Annotated in this window: 28 protein-coding genes; 26 read left to right on the top strand and 2 right to left on the bottom strand. The window is 38.9% G+C overall.

The window, feature by feature from the left end:
• Positions 1 to 520 precede the first annotated feature (520 nt).
• From DL897_RS13620 to DL897_RS13550, 15 genes are all read left to right on the top strand, one after another.
• A complete protein-coding gene (locus tag DL897_RS13620) occupies positions 521 to 892 on the top strand; it encodes a Na-translocating system protein MpsC family protein (protein ID WP_113659703.1) in 372 nt (123 codons plus the stop codon).
• Positions 893 to 1,421: 529 nt separating this feature from the next.
• Complete coding sequence (locus DL897_RS13615) at positions 1,422 to 2,840, top strand: dihydroorotase (protein WP_113659702.1); 1,419 nt, start codon at positions 1,422 to 1,424, stop codon at positions 2,838 to 2,840.
• A 155-nt stretch (positions 2,841 to 2,995) separates the two neighbouring features.
• Positions 2,996 to 3,565 (top strand): cysteine hydrolase family protein, encoded by a 570-nt coding sequence (locus DL897_RS13610; RefSeq protein ID WP_113659701.1) that lies wholly within the window; start codon positions 2,996 to 2,998, stop codon positions 3,563 to 3,565.
• A 64-nt stretch (positions 3,566 to 3,629) separates the two neighbouring features.
• Positions 3,630 to 4,187, top strand: coding sequence for a UbiX family flavin prenyltransferase (locus DL897_RS13605; RefSeq protein ID WP_113659700.1), 558 nt, complete (start codon positions 3,630 to 3,632; stop codon positions 4,185 to 4,187).
• Between the two features lies 1 nt (position 4,188).
• Positions 4,189 to 5,529, top strand: coding sequence for a UbiD family decarboxylase (locus DL897_RS13600; RefSeq protein WP_113659699.1), 1,341 nt, complete (start codon positions 4,189 to 4,191; stop codon positions 5,527 to 5,529).
• A 29-nt stretch (positions 5,530 to 5,558) separates the two neighbouring features.
• Positions 5,559 to 5,828 carry a BMC domain-containing protein gene (locus DL897_RS13595; RefSeq protein ID WP_113659698.1) on the top strand — a complete coding sequence of 90 codons (270 nt, stop codon included), beginning with the start codon at positions 5,559 to 5,561 and terminating at the stop codon, positions 5,826 to 5,828.
• Between the two features lie 18 nt (positions 5,829 to 5,846).
• Complete coding sequence (locus tag DL897_RS13590; RefSeq protein WP_113659697.1) at positions 5,847 to 6,821, top strand: hypothetical protein; 975 nt, start codon at positions 5,847 to 5,849, stop codon at positions 6,819 to 6,821.
• 16 nt (positions 6,822 to 6,837) lie between these two features.
• Complete coding sequence (locus tag DL897_RS18905) at positions 6,838 to 7,311, top strand: BMC domain-containing protein (RefSeq protein ID WP_113659696.1); 474 nt, start codon at positions 6,838 to 6,840, stop codon at positions 7,309 to 7,311.
• A 126-nt stretch (positions 7,312 to 7,437) separates the two neighbouring features.
• The gene (locus DL897_RS13580; RefSeq protein WP_113659695.1) at positions 7,438 to 7,719 is read left to right on the top strand and encodes a BMC domain-containing protein; all 282 of its coding nucleotides are present in this window, start codon (positions 7,438 to 7,440) and stop codon (positions 7,717 to 7,719) included.
• A gap of 8 nt (positions 7,720 to 7,727) precedes the next feature.
• Positions 7,728 to 8,462 carry a hypothetical protein gene (locus DL897_RS13575; RefSeq protein ID WP_113659694.1) on the top strand — a complete coding sequence of 245 codons (735 nt, stop codon included), beginning with the start codon at positions 7,728 to 7,730 and terminating at the stop codon, positions 8,460 to 8,462.
• Positions 8,463 to 8,474: 12 nt separating this feature from the next.
• Positions 8,475 to 8,747 (top strand): EutN/CcmL family microcompartment protein, encoded by a 273-nt coding sequence (locus DL897_RS13570; protein WP_113659693.1) that lies wholly within the window; start codon positions 8,475 to 8,477, stop codon positions 8,745 to 8,747.
• 68 nt (positions 8,748 to 8,815) lie between these two features.
• Positions 8,816 to 10,624 (top strand): adenine deaminase, encoded by a 1,809-nt coding sequence (locus tag DL897_RS13565; RefSeq protein ID WP_113659692.1) that lies wholly within the window; start codon positions 8,816 to 8,818, stop codon positions 10,622 to 10,624.
• Positions 10,625 to 10,637: 13 nt separating this feature from the next.
• Positions 10,638 to 11,330 (top strand): cyclase family protein, encoded by a 693-nt coding sequence (locus DL897_RS13560; protein ID WP_113659691.1) that lies wholly within the window; start codon positions 10,638 to 10,640, stop codon positions 11,328 to 11,330.
• A gap of 24 nt (positions 11,331 to 11,354) precedes the next feature.
• Positions 11,355 to 11,966, top strand: coding sequence for a DUF1989 domain-containing protein (locus DL897_RS13555; protein ID WP_240627444.1), 612 nt, complete (start codon positions 11,355 to 11,357; stop codon positions 11,964 to 11,966).
• 57 nt (positions 11,967 to 12,023) lie between these two features.
• On the top strand, positions 12,024 to 13,184 hold the full coding sequence (locus DL897_RS13550; protein ID WP_113659690.1) for a M20 family metallopeptidase: 1,161 nt from the start codon (positions 12,024 to 12,026) through the stop codon (positions 13,182 to 13,184).
• Positions 13,185 to 13,322: 138 nt separating this feature from the next.
• Here the strand turns inward: DL897_RS13550 and DL897_RS13545 are convergent, their stop codons facing one another.
• Positions 13,323 to 13,829 carry a GNAT family N-acetyltransferase gene (locus DL897_RS13545; protein ID WP_113659689.1) on the bottom strand — a complete coding sequence of 169 codons (507 nt, stop codon included), beginning with the start codon at positions 13,827 to 13,829 and terminating at the stop codon, positions 13,323 to 13,325.
• 395 nt (positions 13,830 to 14,224) lie between these two features.
• On the opposite strand from DL897_RS13545, the gene DL897_RS13540 reads away from it, so the two are divergent.
• From DL897_RS13540 to DL897_RS13525, 4 genes are all read left to right on the top strand, one after another.
• Positions 14,225 to 15,316 carry a DUF871 domain-containing protein gene (locus DL897_RS13540; protein WP_113659688.1) on the top strand — a complete coding sequence of 364 codons (1,092 nt, stop codon included), beginning with the start codon at positions 14,225 to 14,227 and terminating at the stop codon, positions 15,314 to 15,316.
• Between the two features lie 219 nt (positions 15,317 to 15,535).
• A complete protein-coding gene (locus DL897_RS13535; protein WP_113659687.1) occupies positions 15,536 to 17,197 on the top strand; it encodes a tetratricopeptide repeat protein in 1,662 nt (553 codons plus the stop codon).
• A 180-nt stretch (positions 17,198 to 17,377) separates the two neighbouring features.
• Positions 17,378 to 17,791 (top strand): thiol-disulfide oxidoreductase DCC family protein, encoded by a 414-nt coding sequence (locus tag DL897_RS13530; protein ID WP_113659686.1) that lies wholly within the window; start codon positions 17,378 to 17,380, stop codon positions 17,789 to 17,791.
• A 17-nt stretch (positions 17,792 to 17,808) separates the two neighbouring features.
• On the top strand, positions 17,809 to 18,291 hold the full coding sequence (locus tag DL897_RS13525) for a hypothetical protein (protein ID WP_113659685.1): 483 nt from the start codon (positions 17,809 to 17,811) through the stop codon (positions 18,289 to 18,291).
• Positions 18,292 to 18,521: 230 nt separating this feature from the next.
• On the opposite strand, the gene DL897_RS13520 is transcribed toward DL897_RS13525, so the two are convergent.
• Positions 18,522 to 19,202, bottom strand: coding sequence for an oxidoreductase (locus DL897_RS13520; protein ID WP_240627443.1), 681 nt, complete (start codon positions 19,200 to 19,202; stop codon positions 18,522 to 18,524).
• 305 nt (positions 19,203 to 19,507) lie between these two features.
• Here DL897_RS13520 and DL897_RS13515 point away from each other — a divergent pair, with 305 nt between their 5' ends.
• The 7 genes from DL897_RS13515 to DL897_RS13485 all read left to right on the top strand — a co-directional run bounded on the left by DL897_RS13515 (position 19,508) and on the right by DL897_RS13485 (position 26,036).
• Positions 19,508 to 20,398, top strand: a complete 891-nt coding sequence (locus tag DL897_RS13515; protein ID WP_113659684.1) for an NAD(P)-dependent oxidoreductase — start codon at positions 19,508 to 19,510, stop codon at positions 20,396 to 20,398.
• A gap of 831 nt (positions 20,399 to 21,229) precedes the next feature.
• The gene (gene speE, locus DL897_RS13510; protein ID WP_113659683.1) at positions 21,230 to 22,087 is read left to right on the top strand and encodes a polyamine aminopropyltransferase; all 858 of its coding nucleotides are present in this window, start codon (positions 21,230 to 21,232) and stop codon (positions 22,085 to 22,087) included.
• A 171-nt stretch (positions 22,088 to 22,258) separates the two neighbouring features.
• Positions 22,259 to 22,918, top strand: a complete 660-nt coding sequence (locus DL897_RS13505) for a DUF2953 domain-containing protein (RefSeq protein WP_113659682.1) — start codon at positions 22,259 to 22,261, stop codon at positions 22,916 to 22,918.
• A complete protein-coding gene (gene ytfJ, locus DL897_RS13500; protein ID WP_113659681.1) occupies positions 22,891 to 23,397 on the top strand; it encodes a GerW family sporulation protein in 507 nt (168 codons plus the stop codon). Before DL897_RS13505 ends, ytfJ begins: the two co-directional genes overlap by 28 nt.
• Before the next feature lie 277 nt (positions 23,398 to 23,674).
• Positions 23,675 to 24,823 (top strand): D-alanyl-D-alanine carboxypeptidase family protein, encoded by a 1,149-nt coding sequence (locus DL897_RS13495; protein WP_113659680.1) that lies wholly within the window; start codon positions 23,675 to 23,677, stop codon positions 24,821 to 24,823.
• Entirely contained in the window at positions 24,820 to 25,404 is a 585-nt protein-coding gene (locus tag DL897_RS13490; protein ID WP_113659679.1) for a nucleoside recognition domain-containing protein, read from the top strand. Before DL897_RS13495 ends, DL897_RS13490 begins: the two co-directional genes overlap by 4 nt.
• A gap of 98 nt (positions 25,405 to 25,502) precedes the next feature.
• On the top strand, positions 25,503 to 26,036 hold the full coding sequence (locus DL897_RS13485) for a spore maturation protein (protein ID WP_113659678.1): 534 nt from the start codon (positions 25,503 to 25,505) through the stop codon (positions 26,034 to 26,036).
• The last annotated feature ends 29 nt before the right edge of the window (positions 26,037 to 26,065 follow it).

Here is a 26,065-nt window from a genome sequence, read left to right as displayed (position 1 = left end):
GCAAAGCATATATGATAAGTAGGGGTTATTCGATGAAAGGGGGGAGCTTCATCATGCTATCCAGAACGGAAGTTTAGATAAAGGGAGTCTAAATTTTATCACTTATTTTATAAAAATAGCTTTCCTCTATTTTATTATCGATGAAATTGTGATGCTCATTCTCTCGATCATGAAAAGAAAACGCAAAATCCATTGATCTTATAAGTAGATCTTTTTTATAGGAATAGAATAAAATAGTCTTAAAGAAGGTAAGTCTTACAAATCTCTTTTCTTTTTTGAGGCCAATCGACAATCATGATAGCTTACTCTATGAATCTAACATCCCAAACCTTTTATTTAGATTTATCACGATATTGTATATTATTGAAGTTTACAAAAAGGAAAATAAACCATGTCAACAGGGAAGATTCATAAAAATGATATACTAACTATTGACGGGTTCTTTTTTTTGTCTTAAGATAAGAAATACAAAGTTAAATTTATATTGCATCGCTCATTAATCCTTAAGGAGGACATGTGCATGAAAAACCCTAAGTACCTTTCTCCTAATAACACATTCAAAAGAAAATTAGCGCAATTTTGTAATGAAATTAGTCAGGAGATGTATGGCTTAGGGGTTAAAAAACAACGCATCGAAATATATGATGACAAAATCATTATCTTTGGGCAACATAAACGAGTCCCTGCTTTATCCGCTCTTACTGGAAAGTATCTGGATCTAACCTTAACGGTAGATGCTGCTTTGATTAGAGAGTATAAGGTGAGACTCAAAGACTACATTGAGAAAGAGTTACAAATCGAAGTAGTTACCATTCTCAAAGATTATGACCCTATAACTGAAAACGCTTTTATTGCAATTTATCTGAAAAAACCTTTAACCATACAAGATTAATAAAATGAAATCGATAATATATATTTCTTGGAGACATTACGCAAAGGTCGTTTTGTCTACCAGAAAATAAGAGGATAAACGGACGTTAATACTCTGTTAAACGGAGTGTTTCACGCCGTAGAAATAGAGAGAGCTCTCTATTTCTACGGCGTTTTTTTGTGGATCCCTATTTAGATAGTTCTGGGCATGACTGTTGGGAGGTGATGCTTTCAAGCAAGGATAATGAGATCGTTTAAAAAGTAAAACGAATTTATTCCATATTAAACTAATTATGTAAAAAATAGGGAATAAACTAGTAGAAGGTTTATCCGTTCTAGCAACCTCGTTGTTAGACTCATATAAAAAATAGAATTTGTTGCATGATCTAATTATCAAGAACCTGAGTGAATCGTTTTTTGTAGGATCACCGCCCTAATAGCGTCAAGAGTAGAACTCTAAGACGTAACTGGGAGGGAGTGAGTAAGGAAGCGATAAGCAACTGGTTCATGCAACAACTCAAAATAATCATCCATATAGGAGGCGTAATTTTATGCAATTAATCTTAAAAAATGCAAGAATTCCTCAAGGTCAAGGAAATGATACTGTCATTACCAACATTCTAGTCAATGAAAATAAGATTGCTGGATTTGTGAATCATGTAGATGGGATTGAAGCACAACAAGTGATCGACTTAGAAGGAAAATTAGTGGTTCCTGGTTGTATTGATCCCCATACTCATTTCATGGACCCGGGATTTACACACCGCGAAACTTTTGAAACTGGAAGTGCTTCTGCTGCAGCTGGAGGTCTGACAACGATTGTAGATATGCCTTGCTGTAGTAAACCTTCAGTCAGAAGTAAAGATGAATTCCATGCGAAGTGGGATAAAGTCAAAAATAATTCGTACATTGATTTTGGTTCTTGGGGTGGAATGACTGGAGAAGATGTACGCGAAGATAAATTGGATAATGTTTGGGGGCAAGTTGAAGAAGGGATTACTTGCTTTAAAGTTTATATGACTCCATCTGTGCCAACATTCCCAAAGGTAACGGATGCGGAAATGTTGGAAATCTTCGCTAAAGTGGCTGAAACAGGTTTACCCGTTGGTATTCATGCCGAAAACTTCGATATCTGTGACTTTCGAGTAAAAAAGCTTCGTAAAGAAGGACGTATGGATGCTCCAGCTTGGTCTGAAGCTCGAAACAATCTTGCTGAAAAAGTGGCGATTGAGCTGGTAATTAGCTTTGCTGAAGCGACAGGTGCTCGCGCTCACATTGTGCATATGAGTACCAAAGAAGGTGTTGAACTGGTCCGCCAAGCAAAATTACGTGGAGTACCGATCACTGCAGAAACTTGTCCACACTACTTAGTCCTAAACTATAAAGATGCTTTAACCGAGTTTGGTACTTTTGCTAAAGTGGCTCCTCCACTACGTGAAACAGCGGATAATGAAGCCCACTGGAAAGCCCTCGCTGATGGAACGATTGACTTTGTGGCAACAGATCATGCCCCCTATGAGATTCCAATAGAAAAAGTGGGTGAAGGATTAAATATTTGGGATAGTTTCCCAGGGTTCCCAGGTGTAGAAACGATGGTTCCCGTATTGGTAAGCGAAGGACTTAACAAAGGCCGCCTTACTTTACAGCGCTTTGTAGAAGTAACAAGTACCAATGGAGCTATTCTTCACGGGTTGTATCCGCAAAAAGGTCATATGGGAATGGGTGCGGATGCTGACTTTACGGTCATTGATCTCGAAAGAGAATATACCATCGATAAAGACAAAGTTCATACGATGGCCAAATATACTCCGTTCCATGGTATGAAACTAAAAGGCAAACCGATTATGACGATCGTTCGGGGTACGGTTGTTTATGATGAAGATCGTGGTGGTTTAGTAGGGCAAGTCGGCTATGGTCAATATGTCAGACGTCAAACAAATATTCACCCACCAAGACAAATTCAGTTCTAATATACCTAATTGAAATCAATGTCTGCGAAATTAAAATGAGCTACTGATGAGCTTATCCAAATCGAATAGCTATTGGCTCGGAATCGCTCATTGTTCAAAATATAAATCCAATTGAATTACAAATCAAATATTTGACTTGCTGGAGGTATGAATCCATGAGAGGAAATAAACACGCACTCGTAATTATTGATATGTTAAATGATTTTATTGGTGAAAAAGCAACACTACGCTGTGAAAATGGCGAAAAAATCGTATCGAAAATCCGTGAGCTAATCGATTTCTGTCATGAGAACGATATTCAAGTCATCCATGTGCAAGAATGGCACCGTAAAAATGATGCGGATTTCCGCGTACGCCCTGTACATGCAATTCGTGGTACTTGGGGAGCTGACTTTATCCCTGAATTACAGCCTGAAGAAGATAAAGGTGACTATATCATACAAAAACGACGTCACAGTGCTTTTTCTTATACTGATATGGATCTTTTCTTACGTGAAGAAGGAATTGATACAGTTGTGCTCACTGGCGTATGGACCAATGTTTGTGTACGTAGCACCGGCTCTGATGCTCTCTACCACGGTTATAATGTAATCGCAATCAGCGATGCATGTGCATCTCAAACAAATGATATGCATGAATCTGGACTTCGCGACATCGGTATATTTGGAGAAGTATTTAGTACAGAAGAGTATAAAAAATTAATGTTAGAAAAAATCGGTAAATAAAGAGAAGATGTACTAGTGGACGGTTCGGATCTTCCGAACCGTCTGATTACAAAGGAGCATAGCTATGAGAATTGTAGTCGGAATAACTGGAGCGAGTGGTTCAGTGTATGGCTATACTCTAATTCGTGCTTTATATGAGTTAGGTGTAGAAACCTATGTCATTACCACACAAATGGGTGAGAAAGTTCTCGAATTTGAAACAGGTGTAACCATAGAGCAGTTAAAGCAGTACGCTACGATTTTAAGCAATAAAAACTTATTTGCTCCTACGGCTAGCGGTTCTTTTAAAACAGATGGCATGGTGATTGTACCCTGCTCGATGAATACCTTAGGTGCTATTGCTCATGGTGTGGGAGATACCTTGTTAAGCCGTACAGCAAGTGTCGTACTCAAAGAGCGAAGAAAGCTGGTGGTAGTACCGCGTGAAACACCATTAAGCCTCATTCATTTGGAGAATATGACCAAATTAGCACAAGCTGGTTCGATGATTTTGCCCGCTTCACCTGGCTTTTATCAGCGTCCTAAAGAAATATGGGAGTTAGTTAACTTTGTCGTGGGGCGTATTTTAGACGCATTAGATATTGAACATGAATTTATAGCAAGGTGGGGAGAAAAACATTGAGATGATTACAAATATAAGAGAACTAATCGACTATTGGAGTCAAACAGGTAAGTTAATGAAAATCAAGAAGGAAGTCGATCCCGATTTTGAACTAGGAGCAGTAGTGAATCATCTTCAGGGAAGACAGCCCATGTACTTTGAAAAAGTAAAAGGTTCACAAGTACCGATGATTGCAGGGTTTGGTGGGGATCGTGAGTTGGTAGCTGATAGTATGGGGCTATCAACGGGTTCTGAGTTGGTTCCCAAATTAATCGAATCGGTGGTAAACCCACTTTCCACTAACCGAGTATCAACGGGGCCTGTCCATGAAAATGTTATTTTAGACCCCCACGATCTTGAAATGTTATTTCCTCTCTGTCGATATCATGAGCTTGACTTTGGTAAGTATTACGTTGCTGGAGTGCTTGTCGTTAAGGATATCGCAGGAAATAAACGTTATACTTCAATTCGTCGGATGCGCTTTATCGGCGGGAATCGTACGAATATCCTAATTACTTCTCCTGAACTAAATGATCAATACTACTTCTATGAACAGCAAAATGAGCCGATGGAAATTGCTGTCATGTTTGGAGTCGTTCCAGCAGTTGTACTTAGCTCGCAGGTAAGCACACATTTGTATCATACAGATAAGTTTGATATCGCGGGTGCCTTGATTGGCAAATCACTTGATGTTGTGAAATGTAAAACGGTTGATCTCGAGGTTTTAGCTGAAGCCGAAGTGGTCTTTGAAGGGCGAATGTTACCTCACACTCGCGAAATTGAAGGGCCGTTTGGAGAGTTGGCAGGCTACTACGGAAAACAAGCTCCGCAACCTGTGATTGAAATTTCTGCAGTAACCTATCGGAACAACCCCATTTGGCAAACGATCCATCCTTCAAGTCATGAAGAATTACTACCCATGGCTATCGTCAGAGAAGCTACCTTGCTCAGTACAGTTCGTCAGGTTGTTCCTGGAATCAAAGATTGTGTAGTTACCTTAAATGGTGCATCACGTTGTCATGCTGTGATTCAGATTCAGAAGCGTCATGAAGGGGATGGAAAACAAGCTTGTTTAGCAGCCTTTGCTAGTGATAAAGACTTAAAACACGTCGTCGTCGTCAATGATGATGTGAATATCTGGGACCCGAATGATGTAGAGTGGGCGATTGCTACACGTGTACAAGCTGATCAGGATATTTTTATCGTTCCAGGTGCCAAAGGTTCTCCGCTAGAGGCTTCGCATAACTTACGCGGTGTGTCAGCCAAAATGGGTATTGATGCGACTTATCCACTACATGCTGCTGAAGAATTTAAACGGAAGTCGATTCCATGGGGGCCAATTGATCTGAAAGAGTATTTATAGATTTTTAAACGCACTAAAGGGGGATTTTTATGCAAGCCATTGGCTTGGTGGAGACAAGGGGTTTGGTTGTGGCTATTGAAGCACTGGATACGATGTGTAAGGCAGCCAATGTACGAATGATTGACTTGAAAAGAGTAGGATCTGGCTTAGTCACAGTGATTGTTGAAGGAGATGTAGCAGCCGTAACCGCAGCAGTTGAGGCTGGAAAACAAGTTTACACCGTGACGGGCGGAGAGCTAGTATCCAGCAATGTGATTCCACACCCACATCCTGAACTAGCACTCGCATTTACACTGTAGGAATGGAGGTGACTTAGATTGTCAGATTTTATGAGAAATCTCGTAAATGGCATTTTAGGAAAAAATGAATCAAATGCTACTTCTCCATCACTAGGGCAAAGCAAGCAGGGTAATCAGCTTCCTAATATTCAACGACCTAACTATCAGAAAGAAAAGATCAAGCAGCGTTTATCACCACTGGCAAATGGTTCGGGATCAGTATCAAAAGGTGCAACCCAAACTTTAAATCGACTCTCATCAAATACGGTTTCAGCACCATCTACGAACCAAATGATTTCATCTGTCCTAGAGAAAAAGCCAAATCAAGTTCCAGGATCTTTGGTAGAAAAAGCACTATCTCCTTTACAAAAACTTTCACTTTCACAGTCTATCGGGGGCAAAATTTCTGCTCAAGCTTCAACAGATATAGCGCAATTTATTGGAAAAACGAGAGATGGAAGTATTGTATGGTTCTTCCCACAACTGGAAGAAAGTTTAGCTTCTTACCTCCAAATGAAAGAAAAAAAGAGCGATGCTGTAGGAATTGTAGCGGTTAGTTGCTTTTCGCCAGGACAACTTTTTTATATTGATGAAGTTATGAAGGAATTCCCGCAATTGGCTTATAATACGGAAAGTTGCCAAACTGATGAATTCCCATTTGTCTTTCGAGTGGTAGGTAGTCATGCACAGGAAATTCAAAAGGTTGTAAAAGAAATTTATCTAAGGCTAAACCGTCGGGTCATTCAAGGAGTCACATCTTATTTTCAACCGACACCGACTCGCTTCTTAGTTCAAAGTCTTAGACTGCAAAACCAAGAAGCAGTGGCTGTACTTGATGGAATCAATGTTTTCCATGGAGTCGGGCTGATGGACCGGCTGTTTAAGCAAAAACGCCCCTCTTCATTGCGCTTTCGGATTGAATCCAATTATCTCTTGATCCAAGGTGAACAAGAAGTAATTAAAAATATGATCACCTCATTGAAACAAGAAGCAGACAGACTGATTGCAGACTAATTAAGGGGAGGGTAAGATGAACCAACAAGCTTTAGGACTCATTGAAACGATCGGTTATACAACGGCGATTTCCGCAGCCGACGCCGCTTTAAAAGCAGCCAATGTAACGTTAGTCGGTATGGAACGGATTATTGGTGTAGGTCAAGCCTTAGGGGTGACCATTCACTTAAGTGGCGATGTTGCTGCAGTCACTGCTGCAGTACAAGCTGGTAAGGAGGTAGGGGAGCAAGTGGGTAAAGTCGTTTCTGCTCATGTAATCCCTCGAGCACATAATGAAGTAAGCGATAAAATTGTTTCCCAGTTTCTCATGAAAGAGAAAAAAGAAGAAGTAGATGTAGAAGAAACTAAAGAAGTAGCAGAGCCAAACGAAGAGTTGAAAACGGAAAATATAGACGATCCCTCTGTAGAAAAAGAGGATCTTGCTAAAGCGGAAAAAGACCCATCGGGTGAAGTCAAAAAGAAAAGAAATAGAAGTAATAAGAGTAAATAGAGGATGTCCGAATACTTTTCCTGACACCATCAGTCTACTGAAAAATATGCCTTAGGTAAAAGCCCATTTTTATGTAAAACATGACAACGGATCATTCATTGATCCAATAACAAGGGAGGACTAAAAATGAGTGAAGCATTAGGTTTAATTGAAACTAAGGGTTTAGTAGGAGCGATTGAAGCAGCCGATGCCATGGTAAAAGCGGCCAATGTGCAAATTTGTGGTTATGAAAAAATTGGTTTTGGTTTGGTAACAGTGATGGTAAGAGGAGATGTTGGAGCAGTTAAAGCAGCAACAGATGCTGGAGCTAGTGCGGCTAGCCGTGTTGGAGAATTAGTATCCGTACATGTCATTCCACGTCCTCATACTGAAGTAGAAAGAGCGCTCCTAAGCAAAGGAAAAGAATGATCTAAACAATGAATATGACAGGAAATACGTTGTTTCGGGAAATTTTACTTCAATTATATTACCGTGGTCGAGAGCATGAGGTAGTAAGAATACCCAAGGTTTTAGCACTGCTTACTTATCATATCACTGGGCTTGAGCAAGGACTCCAAGCTCTTGAAGCAGTAAAAAAAGAGAAAGCTTGCTTAGAGATTTGGTCTGATCAATATGCGAGGATATCTACGGAGTGGAATTTGAGCGTTACTCCATTGAAAATGGAAGATCCACTATGGATGATGAATTGGTTTGAGGAAAGCAAAAATCGATTTAGTCATTTACTTATTCCTGTCTTATCATTTTCGTTGATCTCTAAATTAGTTCAATTAGAAGATGATCATCCTTTTGTACAGCTCATCCTATGGGCGCTTTTATCTGGAAAACAAGTAGCAGCTGTAAACATGGCAATCGATTCGAATCACACTAAAGGGGGAGATCGCAGGATATCATCCCCTCCCCTTTTAAAACAGCAGATGCGTAGACAGTTGGATCAGTTACGTAATTTAGGAATTTCGCTCATCGAGGTAAGTCAAATTGAAGAATGGTTAAACAGTGATACTTATTCGAAGAAACAAGTATTAACCAGTGAAGATATTCGTCAAGCACGGTTAGACCATCAGAATAGCCTAATCATTGGAAAGAGTACACTTGTCACTCCATTGGCTGCCGATTTAGCTGCCGAAAGCTACATCCAAATTATTCGAAAATAAGGGGAAGATCTTATGCAAATGGGAAAAGTGATTGGACTAGCGATTGCCACAAGAAAAGATGAACGATTGGTCGGAACAAAATTACTGATTACACAGCCCATTTCTATGGATGGTAGCTTAATTGGTCAGCCAATTATTGCAGTTGATACGGTTGGGGCGGGGATCGGAGAATTAGTCATTTTTGTAACAGGAAGCGTTGCTGCAAGAGCGATGTCCAAACCGGAAGCTCCTTGTGATGCCGCTATTGTCGGAATTATTGATAGTATAGAAGGTTTAAGTGGGTAAAAGACATATCGGAAGGAAGATTACGTTCCGGTAGGTTTCTAACAAGGGGAGTAGAAAGGAGATACATCATGAAAACTTCGCAAATAAAAAAAGCCATCGAATGGCGAATGTTAATTGAAACATTGTTAGGCGAAGGGAAATATGCGGATGTTGTACTACAAGGTGGATATGTCATTAATGTCATTACCCGGGAAATCTATGCAGCCGATGTAGCTATTCTCGGGCAGCGAATCTTATTAGTTGGTGATGCTTCAAAATTAATCGGTCCAAAAACAATGATTGAAAACGTACAAGGTAAATTTATTAGTCCAGGATTTATTGATTCACATATGCACTTTGAAAGTGCCATGTTAACAGTGACGGAGTTTTCCAAACTATCCATTCCTACAGGAACCACCACACTGGTAGCAGACCCGCATGAAATCGGAAATGTACTAGGAGTGGTAGGGATGAAAGCGATGATTGAAGAAGCCAAAACCTTACCCAATCATGTTTTGTTTACAGTTCCCTGCTTAACTCCGGATGTCCCCGGCTTGGAAACGGCTGGTTATGATGTAACTTCCAAAGACATGGAAGAGCTACTCAATGATCCATATGTACAAGGAATTGGAGAAATACAGGGCTTTGCCAACGTACGCCCTGTATTTGAGCATACTCCTGAAGTATTGGATGATCAGCTAACCTCTGTAGCTTATGCGAAAAGTATCGGCAAAACAGTCGAAGGGAACTGTCCAGGATTATATAATGAAGATTTAGCAGCTCACATTATAAGTGGTGGAGGTCATGTATCTTGTCACGAAACCACGGAGAAAGAAGAAATGGTTGAAAAATTACGATATGGAATTACCGTCTTTATGCGTGAAGGTTCTTCTCAACGTAACATGGCTGAGTGTATCCGGGCGATCACGGAAGAAGGACTTGATTCTCGCAATGCGGTATTGGTTTCTGATGACATGGTACCTGATGACTTGATTAAGTACGGTCATATGAATGATATTGTTCGGCGAACGATTGCCCAAGGAGTAGATCCAGTCGAAGCCATTCAAATGGCTACGATTAATCCTGCCACCCATTTTGGTTTCGAAGATGTAGGAGCGCTTTTACCAGGTCGGTATGCAGATATCGCGATCATTAGTGACTTAGAACAAATGCGAGTCGATGCTGTTTATTTAAGAGGGAAAAAGGTCGCAGAACATGGTGAACTTGTGATCGATATTCCTTCATATACCTATCCTGACACAGTGAAAAACTCGATCAAACGTAAACCGATAAAAGTAGAGGATCTATATATTCGTGCGAGTGGTCATCGGGCGCGTGTCCGAGCGATCGAAGTGATTCCAGACCAAAACTTAACAGGGGCTCTTGAGTTTGATATGAGTGTTTCGAATGGAATTATTCAACCTGATGTTAGTCGTGATGTTCTACCCATCTACATGATCGAACGTCATGGTCGTAGTGGTAAAATCGGTAAAACATTTGTACATGGTATGCGTATCAAAGAAGGGGCGATGGCGGAGTCGGTCGCTCATGATACTCATAACATCATTGTGACCGGGACTAATTATGAAGATATGGTGCTCGCTGTCAATCGTGTGATTGCGATGGGTGGTGGACTTGCCATGATCAAAGAAGGAAAAGTGATCGGTGACTTACCACTCCGTGTAGGAGGACTTATTTCCGATGAGTTAACAGGAAAAGAGTTAAGTGAAAAAATTGCTGAACTTACCCAATTGGCAGAAACAGAACTAGGTTGTACTCTCCATGCACCATTTATGCATTTATCTTTCTTATCACTGATTACAAGTCCAAAATGGAAAATCACAGACTATGGTTTGATCGAAGTCGATCAATTTAAAGTAATACCAACTTTAATTTAAGGAGGGGACCTTTTTGTTTCAACAAGGTGTACGTTTAGTTGACTTGTCTCTTGAAATCTATCAGGGAGCCCCTGTCTGGGGACTCCATCAAAAAACGATGATCTTCCCCAATATGACACACGAAGAAAGTATCGCTAAAATCGGTTTTCCTTTTGCTACGAATAATTTATTGATCAATGAACATGGTACTACCCACAGTGATGCTACTTATGAATATGATCCGAACGGTGATTACATTAATGATATGCCTTTAGAATTTTTTTATGGTCCGGCTATTTGTTTAGACTTATCTTTTGTATCACCAGATGAATATATCACTCCTGAACATCTTCAAACAGCTCTGAATCGATCTGGCTTAACCATTGAAAAAGGAGATATCGTACTACTATATACAGGTCACTGGAATCGTGCCTATGAAACGGACGAATGGTTAAACAGACATGCGGGACTAAACTATCAAGCAGCTAAATGGTTAGCCGAAAAAGGAACCGTTAACATCGGAATTGATGCTCCCGGGATCGATAAACCAGATGATACCAAATATTCCGGTCATTTAATTTGTAGAGAATATAAAATAACCAATACTGAAAACTTGTGTAATTTAGATCAAGTAGCAGGCAAACGGTTTGTATACTTTGGTTTACCGCTTAAAATTCGTAAAGGGACAGGCTCACCCATTCGTGCAGTGGCATTATTAGACTCTTAAGAGCCCAGTTAGGAGGTAGAGGCAGTGAGTAGATATCGTATTCGCGAAGAAATTATGGTTCCAGGTTACGAAGGACGGGCTACTCGTATTCGAAAAGGTGAACGCCTTTGCATTATCGATATAGAAGGAAAGCAAGTCGGCGACTTTATTTGTTTTAATCTTAATGATCTGACTGAGCATGTTTCTCCCGTCCATATGCGTACATGTCTAAGTAGTATTCGTCTAAAAGAAGGCGACTATTTGTATAGTAATCGGCGGAGACCTCTGATGCAGTTAGTAAAAGATACAGTGGGTAGACATGATTTTTTCTTTGCAGCTTGCGATTACTATCGTTATAAAATCGATTTTGGTTTAGAGGACCATCCAAACTGTCATGATAACCTCACGAAGGCCATCGCTCAATATCATCTTCATCCGCCCTATTTACCGGATCCAATTAACTGGTTTATGAATAACCAACTGGATGAAAACTGGGACTATGTTATTGAAGAGCCTTTGTCAAAACCAGGCGATTATGTAGAAATAGAAGCTTTGGAAGACTGTCTCATCGCATTAGCGGCTTGTTCCCAAGACTTAGCACCTGTCAATGGGTGGAAAGTGACTCCACTTAAAATGCAAATTTTAGCTCCTATATAAATGGGGAAATAAATAAAATTTTCACTCCTTAACAAAATACATTAGGGGAGAAACATGATGAGTGAGATTGTGGATGCGAACGATGCAATACAGTTTTTACAAGAAATGATTCAGATTGATAGTTCAAATCCACCCGGAAATGAACACCGGGTGACAGAATGGCTAGTAAAACGTTTAAAGCGATGGGATATACCTGTGCAAGTGATGAACGTGGAAGAAGGAAGAAGTAACCTTGAAATTCGCCTCATTGGAACGGGACGGAAAAAACTTTTCTATTGTGGTCATATGGATACCGTCACCATAGGTGATCTCTCTCATTGGACGTATCCACCTTTTTCAGGAAAGATTATCAACAATCGCTTATATGGTCGTGGTGCATCGGATATGAAAAGTGGCTTAGCTGCCATGATACTCGCTGTGGAATCACTATATCGTGATGGAATTTCTTTAGATGGTGACCTCATCTTATTAGCTACAGCTGGTGAAGAAGTCGATAGCTGTGGTGCTCGAAATTATCTGGATAACATGGGGGTAGATGAAATCGATGCGATGGTAATTGGGGAGCCAACCAACGAGAGAATTGCGATTGGACATAAAGGTGCTCTTTGGTTGGAAATAACTTGCTTCGGAAAAACGGCTCATGGTTCCATGCCAGATCAAGGGATCAATGCGATTGATCATACGATTCATTTTATAGAAATACTAAAAAAATATGAGCAGAAGTGGAAAAAAGAAGAACGAATTTTAGGTAAAAGTAGTATCACTGTTACACAGATGCACGGTGGAATTCAAACCAATGTGATTCCTGATCGATGTGTGATGCATTTGGATATTCGAAGTGTACCTTCTCAGTCCCATCAAGAATTAATCGATGATATAAACAAGAAGATCGAGGATTTATCCAAACAAATTCCAGATTTTCGAGCAGAGATACGTATGTTATTAGATCGTGCCCCCATTTATAGTTCTACCTCCTCTGATATTATTCAAACGGCATTAAAAATCAAAGAATGTTCAGCCGAAAATGTGTATGGTGTTTCTTATTATACAGATGGTTCCGTTTTAAATCCTCATAGTAAAATTCCGACTCTCATCTATGGTCCGGGTAATGATCAGTTAGCTCATCAGCCTGATGAATGGGTTGATATCCAAGCTTATCTACGATCCATTCTCTTCTACCGACAGTTAGCGATCGAATACTTGGGACGGATTTCATAGAGTAGAGATAAAGAATAAGAAAAAAAGGGACTTCCTACCAATAGAAGTCCCTTTTTTATCAGTGGTGTTGTTATCAGAGATGAGTCCGACGCCTTTGTTTTTTATATGTTGCGTAAATTATATTGCACCATCATTCAATTAATTAAACACTGAATAAACAAATATTTCTTTTCCCCACTTCATCATCCTCTTTTCCTTGTTCATACCGATGCGCCTAGCAACTTGAATTGAAGGTAGGTTCTTTATATCAATTAAAGAAATCATCTTGCTGAATTTCATTTGCTCAAAGCCATATTTCTTACAAGCTAAAGCTGATTCTGTAGCATACCCATTTCCCCATACTCGCCTTGCAAAAAGATAACCAATCTCCATTTCGATGGCTCCATCAATTTCTTGCGGGACAATCCCACATTGTCCTAAAAACTCTCCTGTTTCCTTATCCTCTACGATCCATAGGCCTACACCATACTGAGTATAATTGTTCATTGTCCATTCAATCCATTCGATTGTCTGCTCTACGTTTTTGGTTGAAGGATAATATTTCATAGCTTTAGGATCTGAGAAAATCTCCATTAAATTTGTAACATCGTTTGGATTCATTTTTCTTAAGTTTAATCTTTCAGTACGGAGGATTAATGAATTCATTTTTTGCTTTTACCTCACTCTATAACTATATTTAATCATATACAGCATATTGCATCTTTCGATTGAAAATCCAGATCATAGCTAAAGAAATTGCGTATCATTTTGTATGGGATCGACATTTGCGCCACCCCTTTAGCAGAAGTGAGTGGGGAAGGGAACAGTGGCTGATGAATGCAACAACCTCATATAGTTAAAATAACTTAAATACTCACACTTGTTTTATTTGGGCTTTGTTTATTATAATATTCTTAAGTAATCATTACGAATTCTTAGGAAAAATAGCATCATAAGATTTAATAATTTATTTTGCCCGTAATAGATAAATATTGATAAAATGTATAGAAGACTCATTTTCTTTTTAAATTTTATAACTATTATGGCGAGGTGGTTCATAAGTGAGCAAACAACTAGGAATCTCTATTTATCCTGAACATTCCACAGCTGAGAGAGATAAAGAATACATAAAGTTAGCACACCAATATGGATTTCGTCGGATCTTTACCTGTTTACTTTCAGCAGAGGGTAATAAGGATGAGATTTTTCACCGATTTAAGGAGATCATTTCCTATGCCAATGAATTGGAAATGCAAGTTGTTATTGATGTAGCACCACCGGTTTTAAGTAAACTGAACGTTTCTTACAATGATTTATCTTTCTTTCAAGAAATGGGCGCTTATGGAATTCGTTTAGATCTTGGATTTACGGGGCTTGAAGAATCGGCGATGACTTATAACCCAAGCGGTATCAAAATCGAAATTAACATGAGTCAAGGTACGAAATATATCGATAATATTATCAGCTATCAAGCCAATCTTGATAACTTATTAGGATGTCATAATTTTTATCCGCATCGCTACTCTGGATTATCTTATGACCATTTTATCAAGTGTAGTCAGCAGTTTAAAGAGAAGGGAATTCGTACAGCAGCTTTTGTTAATTCTCCTTCAGCTACGTTTGGTCCATGGCCTGTTACTGAAGGCTTATGTACACTTGAAATGCATCGTGATTTACCGATTGAAGTACAAGCTAAGCATTTATATGCAACAGGCTTAATTGATGATGTGATTATTGCCAATGCATATGCATCAGAAGAAGAGTTAAAAGCGCTTAGCCAAGTGAATCGTGATATAATCACCCTCAATGTTGAGTTAGTAGAAGGAATTAGTGATATCGAACGAAAAATTGTCTTAGAAGAGTTCCATTTTTATAGAGGAGATGTATCGGAATACCTGATTCGTTCTACACAGAGTCGGGTTAAATACAAAGCGGAGAACTTTCCACCACATCATACTGAAGATATTCAACAGGGTGATCTACTCATTGACAATGAATTGTATGGCCAATATAAAGGGGAGCTACAAATTGCCCTTCAGCCTATGAAAAACTCAGGTAAAACCAATGTAATCGGTCGAGTTGTACCTGAAGAAGCTTTTCTACTCAAATATCTGAAACCATGGAGCAAATTTAAACTAACACTCAAAAAATAAAGATTAGCTAGAGCTTCCTATATTCAGATTAGAGAACACTTGCTGGACAGCGAGTGTTTTCTTATGAATGGATAGCTCAGTTTTGCCTAATTTGTTATATTGAAAATTAGGGGTATTTTTTAGCCATTTTAAAAAACGAATAAGGCAACGACACGACTCCTATTTTGAAATAGTTTAGTATGATAACCATTTATTACACATAGAAAAGAGGAGGAGCAGATGAGTCAACAACCTATCAATCTAATGGCCAAAGAAGGAGAAAAATGGTTGCGACGTGCAGCTACTGCAGGTCATCTTCCCGCTTTATATGAACTAGGCTGGCGTTTATTGGATGGTAGTGGAATCAATCGTAATCAAATGGAAGGGGAGAAATGCGTAAGACAAGCTGCTGAGGCTGGATATATTTATGCCATGCGTGGCTTAGGTTGGCGTCTCTTTGATGGGGTTGGTGTGAAAGTAGATCAAGAAGAAGGGGAACATTGGCTTAAAAAGGCAATTGAAGCGGGCCATGTAGAAGCTATGAATGACTTAGGTTGGCGCCTCATTGACTATACAACTAAAAAGGAAGAAGGAGCACAGTGGCTTAAAAAAGCAGTGGATGCAGGTAATGTAGGGGCGATGGTGAACCTAGGCTGGCGATTGATTGATGGAAAAGGTGTTCCTCAAAATCCAACCGAAGGACAAAACTTAATTTTACGTGCGATCGAAATGGATAGTGTTTATGGTATGCGTGAACTGGGTTGGCGCTTTCTCGATGGTGCGGGAGTGCGTCAAAATATTGAAGAAGGGGAGCTACTACTTCGTAAGGCAATGACAATGGGGGATATGCGAGCGATGTATTATCTAGGTTTTCGGATCTTAGATGGAAAGCTCCCACATATGAACCCCAAAGAAGGAGAACGATTTCTCCGTACTGCTGCAGAAGCTGGAGAAATCGGTGCGATGCGTGCATTAGGCTGGCGGCTCGTTGACGGGTATGGCGTTGAGCAAAATATCGAAGAAGGGAAAAATTGGTTATACAAAGCAGCCGATGCCGGTGATGAAATTGCCATGTATGAACTAGGCTGGCGTTTCGTTGAAGGGAAAAATCTTAATCAGGATATGGAGGAAGGGAAGCGCTGGCTGAAAAAGTCGGCCATACTGGGCGATGCTTATGCGATGTACTATTTAGGCTGGTCGATGTTATCTCAAGAAATCACTGAAGATGAACCAAATGAAGGCGAAAAATGGCTCCGTCTAGCGGCAAAACTAGAATATACTTCAGCGATGTGTCAGCTGGGTTGGCGTTTAATCGATGGTGATGGAATCAAGAAGGACCCGACGGAAGGTGAGAAATGGCTGCGCAAGGCGATTGCTCATCAAAGTGTGGCTGCCATGTGTGAATTAGGTTGGCGGATCATCGAAGGAATGACTCCAACGACAGACCGTGCAGAGGGAGCAAAGTTACTAAGGCAAGCTATGTTAAATAAAGATACGAAAGCGATCTATTGCTTGGGACTATTCATCGTGGACGGCAAGATCGATGGAGAAGATCCAGCAGAAGGGGAAAAGCTGTTACGCCAAGCTGCTGATCTAGAATATCCCATGGCGATGAAAGCATTAGGCTGGCGATTACTAGATGGAAAAGGCATGGAACAAAATATAGAAGAAGGTGAAAAATGGCTTCGCCTTGCGATTAAAGCGGGTAATTTAGACGCGATGTATGAACTGGGCTGGCGTTTGGTTGATGGAGTATCCTTACGGAAAAACATGTCAGAAGGCGAAAAATTACTGATCGAAGCAGCAGAAAAGGGCCATCCTGATGCAATGTACGCCTTAGCTATTCGCTATTTGGACGGAACGATTCATTACACATCAGAAGTAAAAGGAAATCTACATTAAGGATTTCTATATAAAATAGGATTCCTCTTTAGATATGGAATAGAAGAGGAATCCTATTTTTTAATATAGGATTATAAGTAAAGAATGAATTAACCTCGATTTAATGGATAGTTAAGCCCAAATTAACTATTTTTGAGATAGAATAATAAATGCAATTGATGAAAAGGAGGTTTTCTCCTAATGATTTCAAAGAATGATGCAGTAATCCTGTTTGATGGTGTATGTAACTTTTGTAATGGGGCTGTTCAATTTGTCATTCGTCATGATTCAAGGGGGTTATTTCGGTTTGCATCACTCCAATCCTCCATTGCCAAACAACTACTATCCGATCATTCGATTTCTCATACCTTAGATTCAGTTATTCTCATTGAAGGCGATCACTATTATACAGAATCAACCGCCATTTTAAAAATATGTAGACAGTTGGATGGTTTTCTTTGGAAATGTTTATATGGGTTAATCATTATCCCAAAGCCGCTACGAGATATAGGCTACCGCTTGTTTGCGAAATATCGTTATAAACTTTTTGGAAAGCAGGAGAGTTGTATGATTCCAACTCCAGAAATTCGACAAAGATTTTTAGAAATGAAATAGAGGATAAGGTGATATTAATGAATACAGGCCGCATTAGACGTGTGCTTACACAGTCGATCCCTACTACATTTCGCTTGTTTTTAGGCATTACATTTTTAATTTATGGATTAGCTAAACTCTATCCAGGGCAATTTGGTGTACCCACTCCAGAAATAGCTACCAAAAATGGCGAAGGGTTTGTTATGGCTTGGTCATTTTTTGGATATTCACGTATTTATGAAATTTTTATCGGTTTAGGTGAAGTGATTTCAGGAATTTTGATTATGATTCCGCGAACGGCGACGCTAGGTGTAGTTTGTTTTTTTCCTATTGCGCTTAATGTGATGATGGTCAACTACTGCTATCAAATTGGCGTACAAGACCTGAGTACATTGATGGTTGGAATGTGTATCATTCTCTTATGGCTGGATCGAAAAAAATTATTTTTGATTTTTGCACAAACAAGAGAATTAGATAACTCTGTATCTGTGAACAAACAGAAAGGGGAACGGGGCGCATGACCGGTTTTGTCATTCAAATGTTTGTGGGGATTTTTATCTTCACCACGATTTATTATTGGATCAAAGATATCCGAATGGAGAAGAAAAATAGTTCATAGAATAAGAAGAGGATGACCTCAAAAGATAAAACAAGTTGAGCCCATCCCTAAACATGTCCGTATCACTTATAAAGTAGTACGAGTTTTTAGTATGTTATTTTGAATCATCCTCTTCTTTTGATTTGTTGTTTTTTACGAAGATGATATCGTAAACGCATCTGCCAGCTTTTGTGTTTCTTGTGAATCGTAGATTTGGTATCCTTTCCGATTTTGATTAGCTACTTGAATCATTGCTTTCGCCACGTCTTCCCCTTGAATTGCACGATACTTGGTAAGTGGACCTATCATGAGGAATTCAGTCATTTTCATGAAGATCTCAGCCACTTTTTCTTTGGATCGGAATTCATCTCGTTTTCCGAGTAGAAGAGACGGACGAAAGATATGGATACTTGGAATGTTGAGCTTTTGGATAGCTTCCTCCAGTTCACCTTTTACACGATTATAAAAAAAGAAAGAATTTTTATTAGCCCCTGTACCAGTAACCAGTAAAAATTGTTGTATGCCTTGCTTTTGTGCTATAGTTGCAGCTTGATAAGGATAGTTAAAGTCAACGAGGCGAAAGTTTTCTTTGGTTTTGGCTTTTTTGATCGTAGTTCCTAAGGCACAATAAACTTCATCGACTTGAAATAAGAGAGGATATCGATGGAGCTGATCGAATGGAATAACATGGGCTTCTAACTTTGAATGGGAAAATGTAATGGGACGACGAGTGATAATTCGGACTTTCTCATAAGCAGCATGTTCTAATAAGAGCTGCATAATTGCCTGACCGATTAATCCTGTGGCCCCTAAAACCAACGCTTGTTTGGGCATGAGTTTCACCTCTGCTAGTATCATATGATCATCATAGCATGAATCCAAAATGTGGTAAAATATATTAAGAATCATCGGACTTATCTCTGATTGACATCTTCAGTCACGTGATAAAAATATGCTTTCACTACCATTTATTTTTATCCAAATCGACATAACGGACACAAAAGTGATTCACTCTAATTTTTAAATGATCTAGGCTTTTACGTGAATGATGCAATATACTCAATGTTAAACTCATTTTGTGTTATAATAAATAGAATATTTTTTAAATCAAATAATAAGAGTTTTAGGGGTGGAGTGCAATGAAAAAGATTGGTTTCATTGGTATAGGAGCAATGGGAGCTCCTATGGCTTTGAATTTACATAATGCTGGGTTTGATGTGACCGTATTTAATCGTACGAAAGAACGTATAGTCACTTTAAAAGAAAAAGGAATTTCTATTGGGTTGGACATAGCACACACCGTACAAGATAAAGATATAGTAATCACTATGCTCTCCAATGATGAGGCTGTTAAACAAGTCGTATTGGGAGAAAAAGGGGTACTGAAGCACATCGCACCTACAACGATTTTAGTAGATATGAGCACGGTCTCCCCAGATACTTCCCTAACCATTGCTACAGCTATGAAGCAAAAAGGAGTCTCTTTTATCGATGCACCTGTTTCAGGCGACTCTAATGCTGCGAAACGAGCTGGACTGGTTGTCTTAGGCGGTGGAGATTTACAAGTTTTTGAGTCACTTCAATCTGTTTTTAGTGCTATAGGAAAAGCTTCGTACTATTTTGGTGAAAATGGTAGTGGTTCCCGAGCCAAATTAGTTATTAACTTATTAATGGGCGTTACGATGCAAGGAATCTCAGAAGCCTTAGTACTCGCGGAAAAATTTAATCTGGACCGAAAAACAGTCCTCCAAATGATGAAACAGACAGCCGTTGCTTCCCCTTTTATAGGGTTTAAAGAAGAATTATTGATGGCAGAAAAATTCCCCATTGCGTTTGCTTTAAAACATATGCATAAAGATTTGGAGTTGATTTTAGAGCAGGCTAGAAAAACAGAGGCGGAGAGTGCACTACCAGCAACGATGGCAACGCATCAAAGTTATACAAATGCTCTTAACTCTGGATTTGGTGAGATGGATGTATCTGCTGTTTTTAAACAGCTACTCATGGAATCAGAGTTAGTGAAAAAATAATAAACGTGGGGCTTATGTAAAGAGCCTCATTTATAAAAATACCCCAATCACAATAAAAAAAGTGGTAGGGGTATTTTGTGATGACTACTCATATCGTTTTCTTTTTTTGTAGTGATTCCTTCGAATCATGGAATAGAAGTTGTTATATAATTATGCAATAATAAATAGTTGAAATGAATTGCCATGTTATTATCAATATTAATTTGAATGTTAAATATGGGGGTGCTATTTTATGAAGAACATCATTACGAGTGTGATTAGTGGGATTATTTTTGGTTTGATTTTTTCCTTGGCTTAGGAGCTTTTTCAAATTCGAGTTCACTCGAATTAAACCAAAAGATTGGGATAGCTGCGTGTGTAGGTTTAGCAGCCAGTATCATATATTTTATACGGGATAGAAAGAAAAATAAGAGTAAAGAATAGTTATTTGATATGAAATACATAGCCCATCCGTGGTGTCCATATGGGGAGAGTCCTGATTTAGAATATCAGCAAAGTTACAAAAAGACAGATATTAGTCTTAGAAAGTTAGAACAAGAAGGGTATTTTTTACTCTTCTTTTTTATATGAAGAATCATTCAATCTACTTTTTGGATGAACTTCTTAACCTAGATCACTTCTGGAATCAAAGCGAATCGTTTTTATGACTAAAAAGGCACAGGAGAAAACGATGAGCGGCTGAATTAGGCAATGTCCTCTTGAATGAGTCATTCTCAAAAACTTTGTGAACATCAATCGCTGGATTCAAAAGTGGAAGATACTGCAAAACCTACTTGATTCTGATACAATTAATTCTTAGTGTGACCATTTACATAAAAGGAGGCCGTAGCCATGGTAGAAAATCCACAAGGCTTAAAAACGATTGATGGAAGCACTTGGCTGATTGAAGATGAAGCAGAAAATATGAAAATACAGTATCGGGTCGATGATGTATTGTATTCAGAAAAGTCACCATTCCAGCATGTCATGGTTGTTAACTCTCCTGTTTTTGGCCGAATGCTTGTTCTGGATGGAATCGTTCAAACGACCTCATTAGACGGACATATTTATAATGAAATGATTACTCATGTACCTTTATCCATCCATCCCAATCCTAAACGAGTATTGATAATTGGTGGTGGGGACTGTGGTGCAGCACGTGAAGTAGCTAAATACTCAGAGATCGAAGAGATTGATATGGTAGAAATTGATGAGCTGGTTGTTAAAGCATGTCAGGAATACCTTCCCGCTGTTTCAGGAAACTTGTCCGATCCACGTGTGAATTTTATCTTTGATGACGGATTGAAGCATGTAAGCAAATATAAAGATCATTATGATGTCATTATTGTTGATTCTTCTGATCCGATCGGTCCAGCCGTTCAATTATTTGAGAAGAGCTTCTATGCAAATATCAAGGAAGCACTTAAAGAGGATGGGATCATGGTATGTCAAAGCCAATCTCCTGTTTTTCATTTGAATATCTTACAGCAAACGTATGGATACCTTCACGAACTATTCCCGATTAGTCGTGTCTATACAGCAGTTGTCCCTACTTACCCTGGTGGAATGTGGAGCTTTACATTAGGATCGAAAAAGTATCAGGAAGTAAATGCTCATTCTTTTGACAAAGAAACGAAATATGTGAGCCAAGATCTGTTACAACAATGTTTTGCTTTGCCAGCCTTTCTTAAAGATGCACTATCCAAATAAAGTAATTAGTATAATTCGACTAAAAAACTAGATAATTTTAAACTGAGGAGCGAAAAGTGACAGATTTAGAGCTTGTCGTTTAAATTACTTACTCTTTTTAACTATATTTGAAGGTTTGTATAAAATCCCTAATCATTTGCCTAAAATACCTAATAATGGCAGGTGGTTGGGGTGAATTTTTTTATATGGATAGGCATTATTTTATTAGTTTTTTTACTAATCATTCCCTTTACTTCCATACGTATCGAAGTTTTATATCAGCGTACAAAGGAAAATGATCAAGGTCGAGTGGAGGTAAGAGCTTTATTTGGTCTCATACGTTTTCAGTTAAAGCTACCTAAACTCGATTTTAAAGGGCTGGATCAAGGGATACATATGAAAAGTAAAGCTAATATCATTACTAAAACTCGTATGGAAGATAAAATCGGTCCAAAAAGTATTCAATTTTTCAAGGAAAAATATCAAGAGCTACTTGATCACTTCACGGATTTTATCGAAGTAACGAACTGGTTCTTAAGTAAGGTGACTTGTGAAAAATGGATTTGGCACACAAAGGTAGGGACAGGCGATGCGGCGGAAGCTGGAATCCTAACTGGAATGATTTGGGGAGTGAAATCTACCTTGGTAGGTTTTATAAGTCACTATATCCAGTGGCAAACATATCCATTGTTAAATGTACAGCCTGCATTCCATCAAGCGATGTTCGATATCTACTTTCATAGCATAATTCGCTTTCGAATTGGGCATGCTATCCTTGCCATGAAACGTTTGGTTTGGGATCAGTTTGTGAGGAGGGACAAAAAGTGGCAGAGCATCCAATCCAAGGCTTAATGCAAACCGCCATGGAAAATTTAAAAGAAATGATTGATGTGAATACGATTATTGGTGAAGCTGTGGAAACACCAGATGGACAAGTTATCATTCCGGTATCTAAAGTGGGATTTGGATTTGCAGCGGGTGGAAGTGAATTTAGTGGAGCCAAGCAAAAGCAAAATGCAAGTTCAACATGTGACGACAGTGGACAAGATAAAAATGGAACAAAACAAAAAGATCAACAACAAAAGTCTTATCCATTTGGTGGAGGTAGCGGTGGTGGCGTCTCGATAACACCTGTCGCTTTTATTGTCGTTAGTGAAAATAATATTAAACTCATGAGTCTGGAAGGGAATACGCACTTGTATGATCGTATTATCGACTCAGCCACCAAAGTTATTGATAAAATCGGTGACGGAATGAAGAGCAAAGAAGGACAAAAGCAAGAAGATCAGCAGAAAGAAGCGAGTAAGCCTGAGAATCTATCGGGTTGTTAAGTATTTCTAAGCGTAAAGTACTAAGAAAACAGCAAGAATATAAATGGAGCAAGTGAATGCAAAAATAATAAGCGACCTTTTATTGTAAATTCAACATCCCTCTCCATATGTGGTTGGGGATGTTTTAGTTTGAGTGTAAACATTTCAAAATAACAAATATCATTTCCAAAGCCCGTCTATTAAGGGTTTTTTTATTTTATCTATTTTGTTTACATAACCTCGTCCCACTTGCATATATTTTTGGTACAAACCTCTATATGTGAGTGAGGTGAGAGGAATGAAAAAAATTTATTTATGTTTGCTAACTTGTTTGGTCTGGCTCATGGGCAATCCTATGCAACAAATGATCGCTTATGCGGAGCCTTCTAAAGAACCAGAAATTAGTGCACAAGCAGCTATCTTGATGGATGTTGCTTCTGATCGAGTACTTTTTGCTAAAAATGCAGATCAGCCTATGAAAGTAGCTAGCCTTACTAAAATTATGACAGCGATTATTGCTATTGAAAAAGGAGAGTTAGATCAGCTTGTTAGAGTAAGTCCTAAAGCAGTTGGAATCGAGGGATCTTCTATTTATTTAAAGGCAGGAGATCAAGTTCCTTTGCGTACCTTACTTTATGGTCTGATGCTCCGTTCAGGAAATGACGCTGCGATGGCGATTGCTGAACATATTGGAGGATCTGTAGAGGGATTTGTCTATCTAATGAATGAGAAAGCGACTTACTTAGGTTTAAAAAATACCCATTTTATGAATCCACATGGATTAGATAAACCGAATCATTATTCATCTGCTCATGACTTAGCTATATTAACATCTTATGCATTAAAAAACCCTGTGTTTCGAGAAATAGTAAAAACGAAAGTGATCGCTTTACCTTGGCCAGGAGAAACGTGGCGCCATAAATTTTATAACAAAAATAAGTTATTACGTATGTATTCCTATGCTGATGGTGTGAAAACGGGGTTTACCAAACAAGCAGGTCGTACTTTGGTAACATCTGCTACAAAAAATGGTCAACAACTCGTTGCTGTCACACTCAATGATCCTAATGATTGGTTGGATTCTACAAAAATGTTTGAATATGGGTTCCGATCGTATCAACTTGTTACTCCCCTACATAAAGGACAAGTCATTGTGCGAAAGATGAAGGACAAAAAGCCTCTGGAACTCGTTGCTGGTGAGGATTTTCGTTATCCACTTACTGCAGATGAAAAAAAGCATAAACGATTTCAAATTCAACCGATTATTAGCTATCCGCTCCAATTGGTAGATAAAGAAAATATATCAGTTGGCAGTGCCCGCATTTACCTAAATGATCAATTATTAGGCTCTGTTCCTTTACTTGTAAAAAGATCAACAGAATCGACTTTTTTCTCAAAATGGAAACAGATTCTTTTTTCATGGATGGTACAGGGGGATAAATCATGATTAACTATATCTGGCTATTTATGATTGCTAGTGGTGTGACTGCAGCTGCACTTCAAGGAAGAATTGATTTGGTTACGACTGCTGCTTTAACAGGCGCAAAAGAAGCGGTGGCCGTCTGTATTGGACTCATTAGTATTTTAGTGTTTTGGCTAGGGATGATGCACATTGCCAAAGATGCGGGATTGCTTGAAAAACTCGCTAAGTTGCTACGGCCTGTTGCTAAGCTACTTTTTCCTACTGTACCACAAGATCATCCAGCAATGGGTTATATTTTATCCAATATGAGTGCCAATTTATTTGGTCTTGGAAATGCAGCTACTCCCATGGGCATTAAGGCAATGGAAGAACTCCAAAAGCTAAATCCAAATCCAACCATAGCAACACCCGCAATGTGTACCTTACTTGCATTAAATACATCAGGCCTTACTTTAATTCCAACAACAATTATTGGTATCCGTATGAAGTATGAGTCTGTGGACCCAACGGATATCATTGGTCCTACTTTGTTAGCTACATTTTGTGCAACGACCTTCGCTGTTTTACTCGATCGTTATTACCAGTATCGGACTTGGAATAAGTAGCGAATATGAATGCATCGGAGAATAGGATAAAAGCATGACCGCTAATTATTCATAGAATCGATTTAGAGAATTTTCGTAATAAGGAAGGGGATGAAAAAATGTATGAGATCATTACAACGATATCGAAATGGATGTTACCTTGTTTGGTGATTTTCATCCCCTTGTATGCATTGATTCGAAAAGTCCCGATTTATGAAAGTTTTATAGAGGGTGCAAAAGAAGGTTTCCCGACAGCGATTCAAATCATTCCTCACTTAGTCGGTATGATGGTAGCAGTGGCGATTTTTCGAGACTCAGGAGCGATGCAATTTTATCTCCAATTCTTAAAGCCAGTAGCACATTGGTTTCACATTCCAGATGAAGTTTTACCAATTGGCTTGTTACGACCCATTTCGGGAACAGGTTCGCTCGCTTTTGTGGAGAGTATTTTAAGAACCTATGGACCGGACTCTTTCATTGGGAAGGTGGCTTCAACCATTCAAGCTAGTACAGACACGACATTATACGTTATTACCGTTTACTTCGGAGCAGTTGGGATTAAACGTTCGATGTATGCACTAAAAGTAGGACTCTGGGCTGATTTAGCAGGATTTATTTTCTCTTTGATTTTTTGTTCATTGGTTTTTCTTTAAAAAATCCTCCCTCATCGATAGGGGATAGA

The organism is Thermoflavimicrobium daqui, assembly GCF_003313465.1.
GTDB lineage: Bacteria > Bacillota > Bacilli > Thermoactinomycetales > Thermoactinomycetaceae > Thermoflavimicrobium > Thermoflavimicrobium daqui.
The sequence above is the reverse complement of the archived record's forward strand: the minus strand, read 5'-3'. Positions and strand labels throughout refer to the sequence as shown.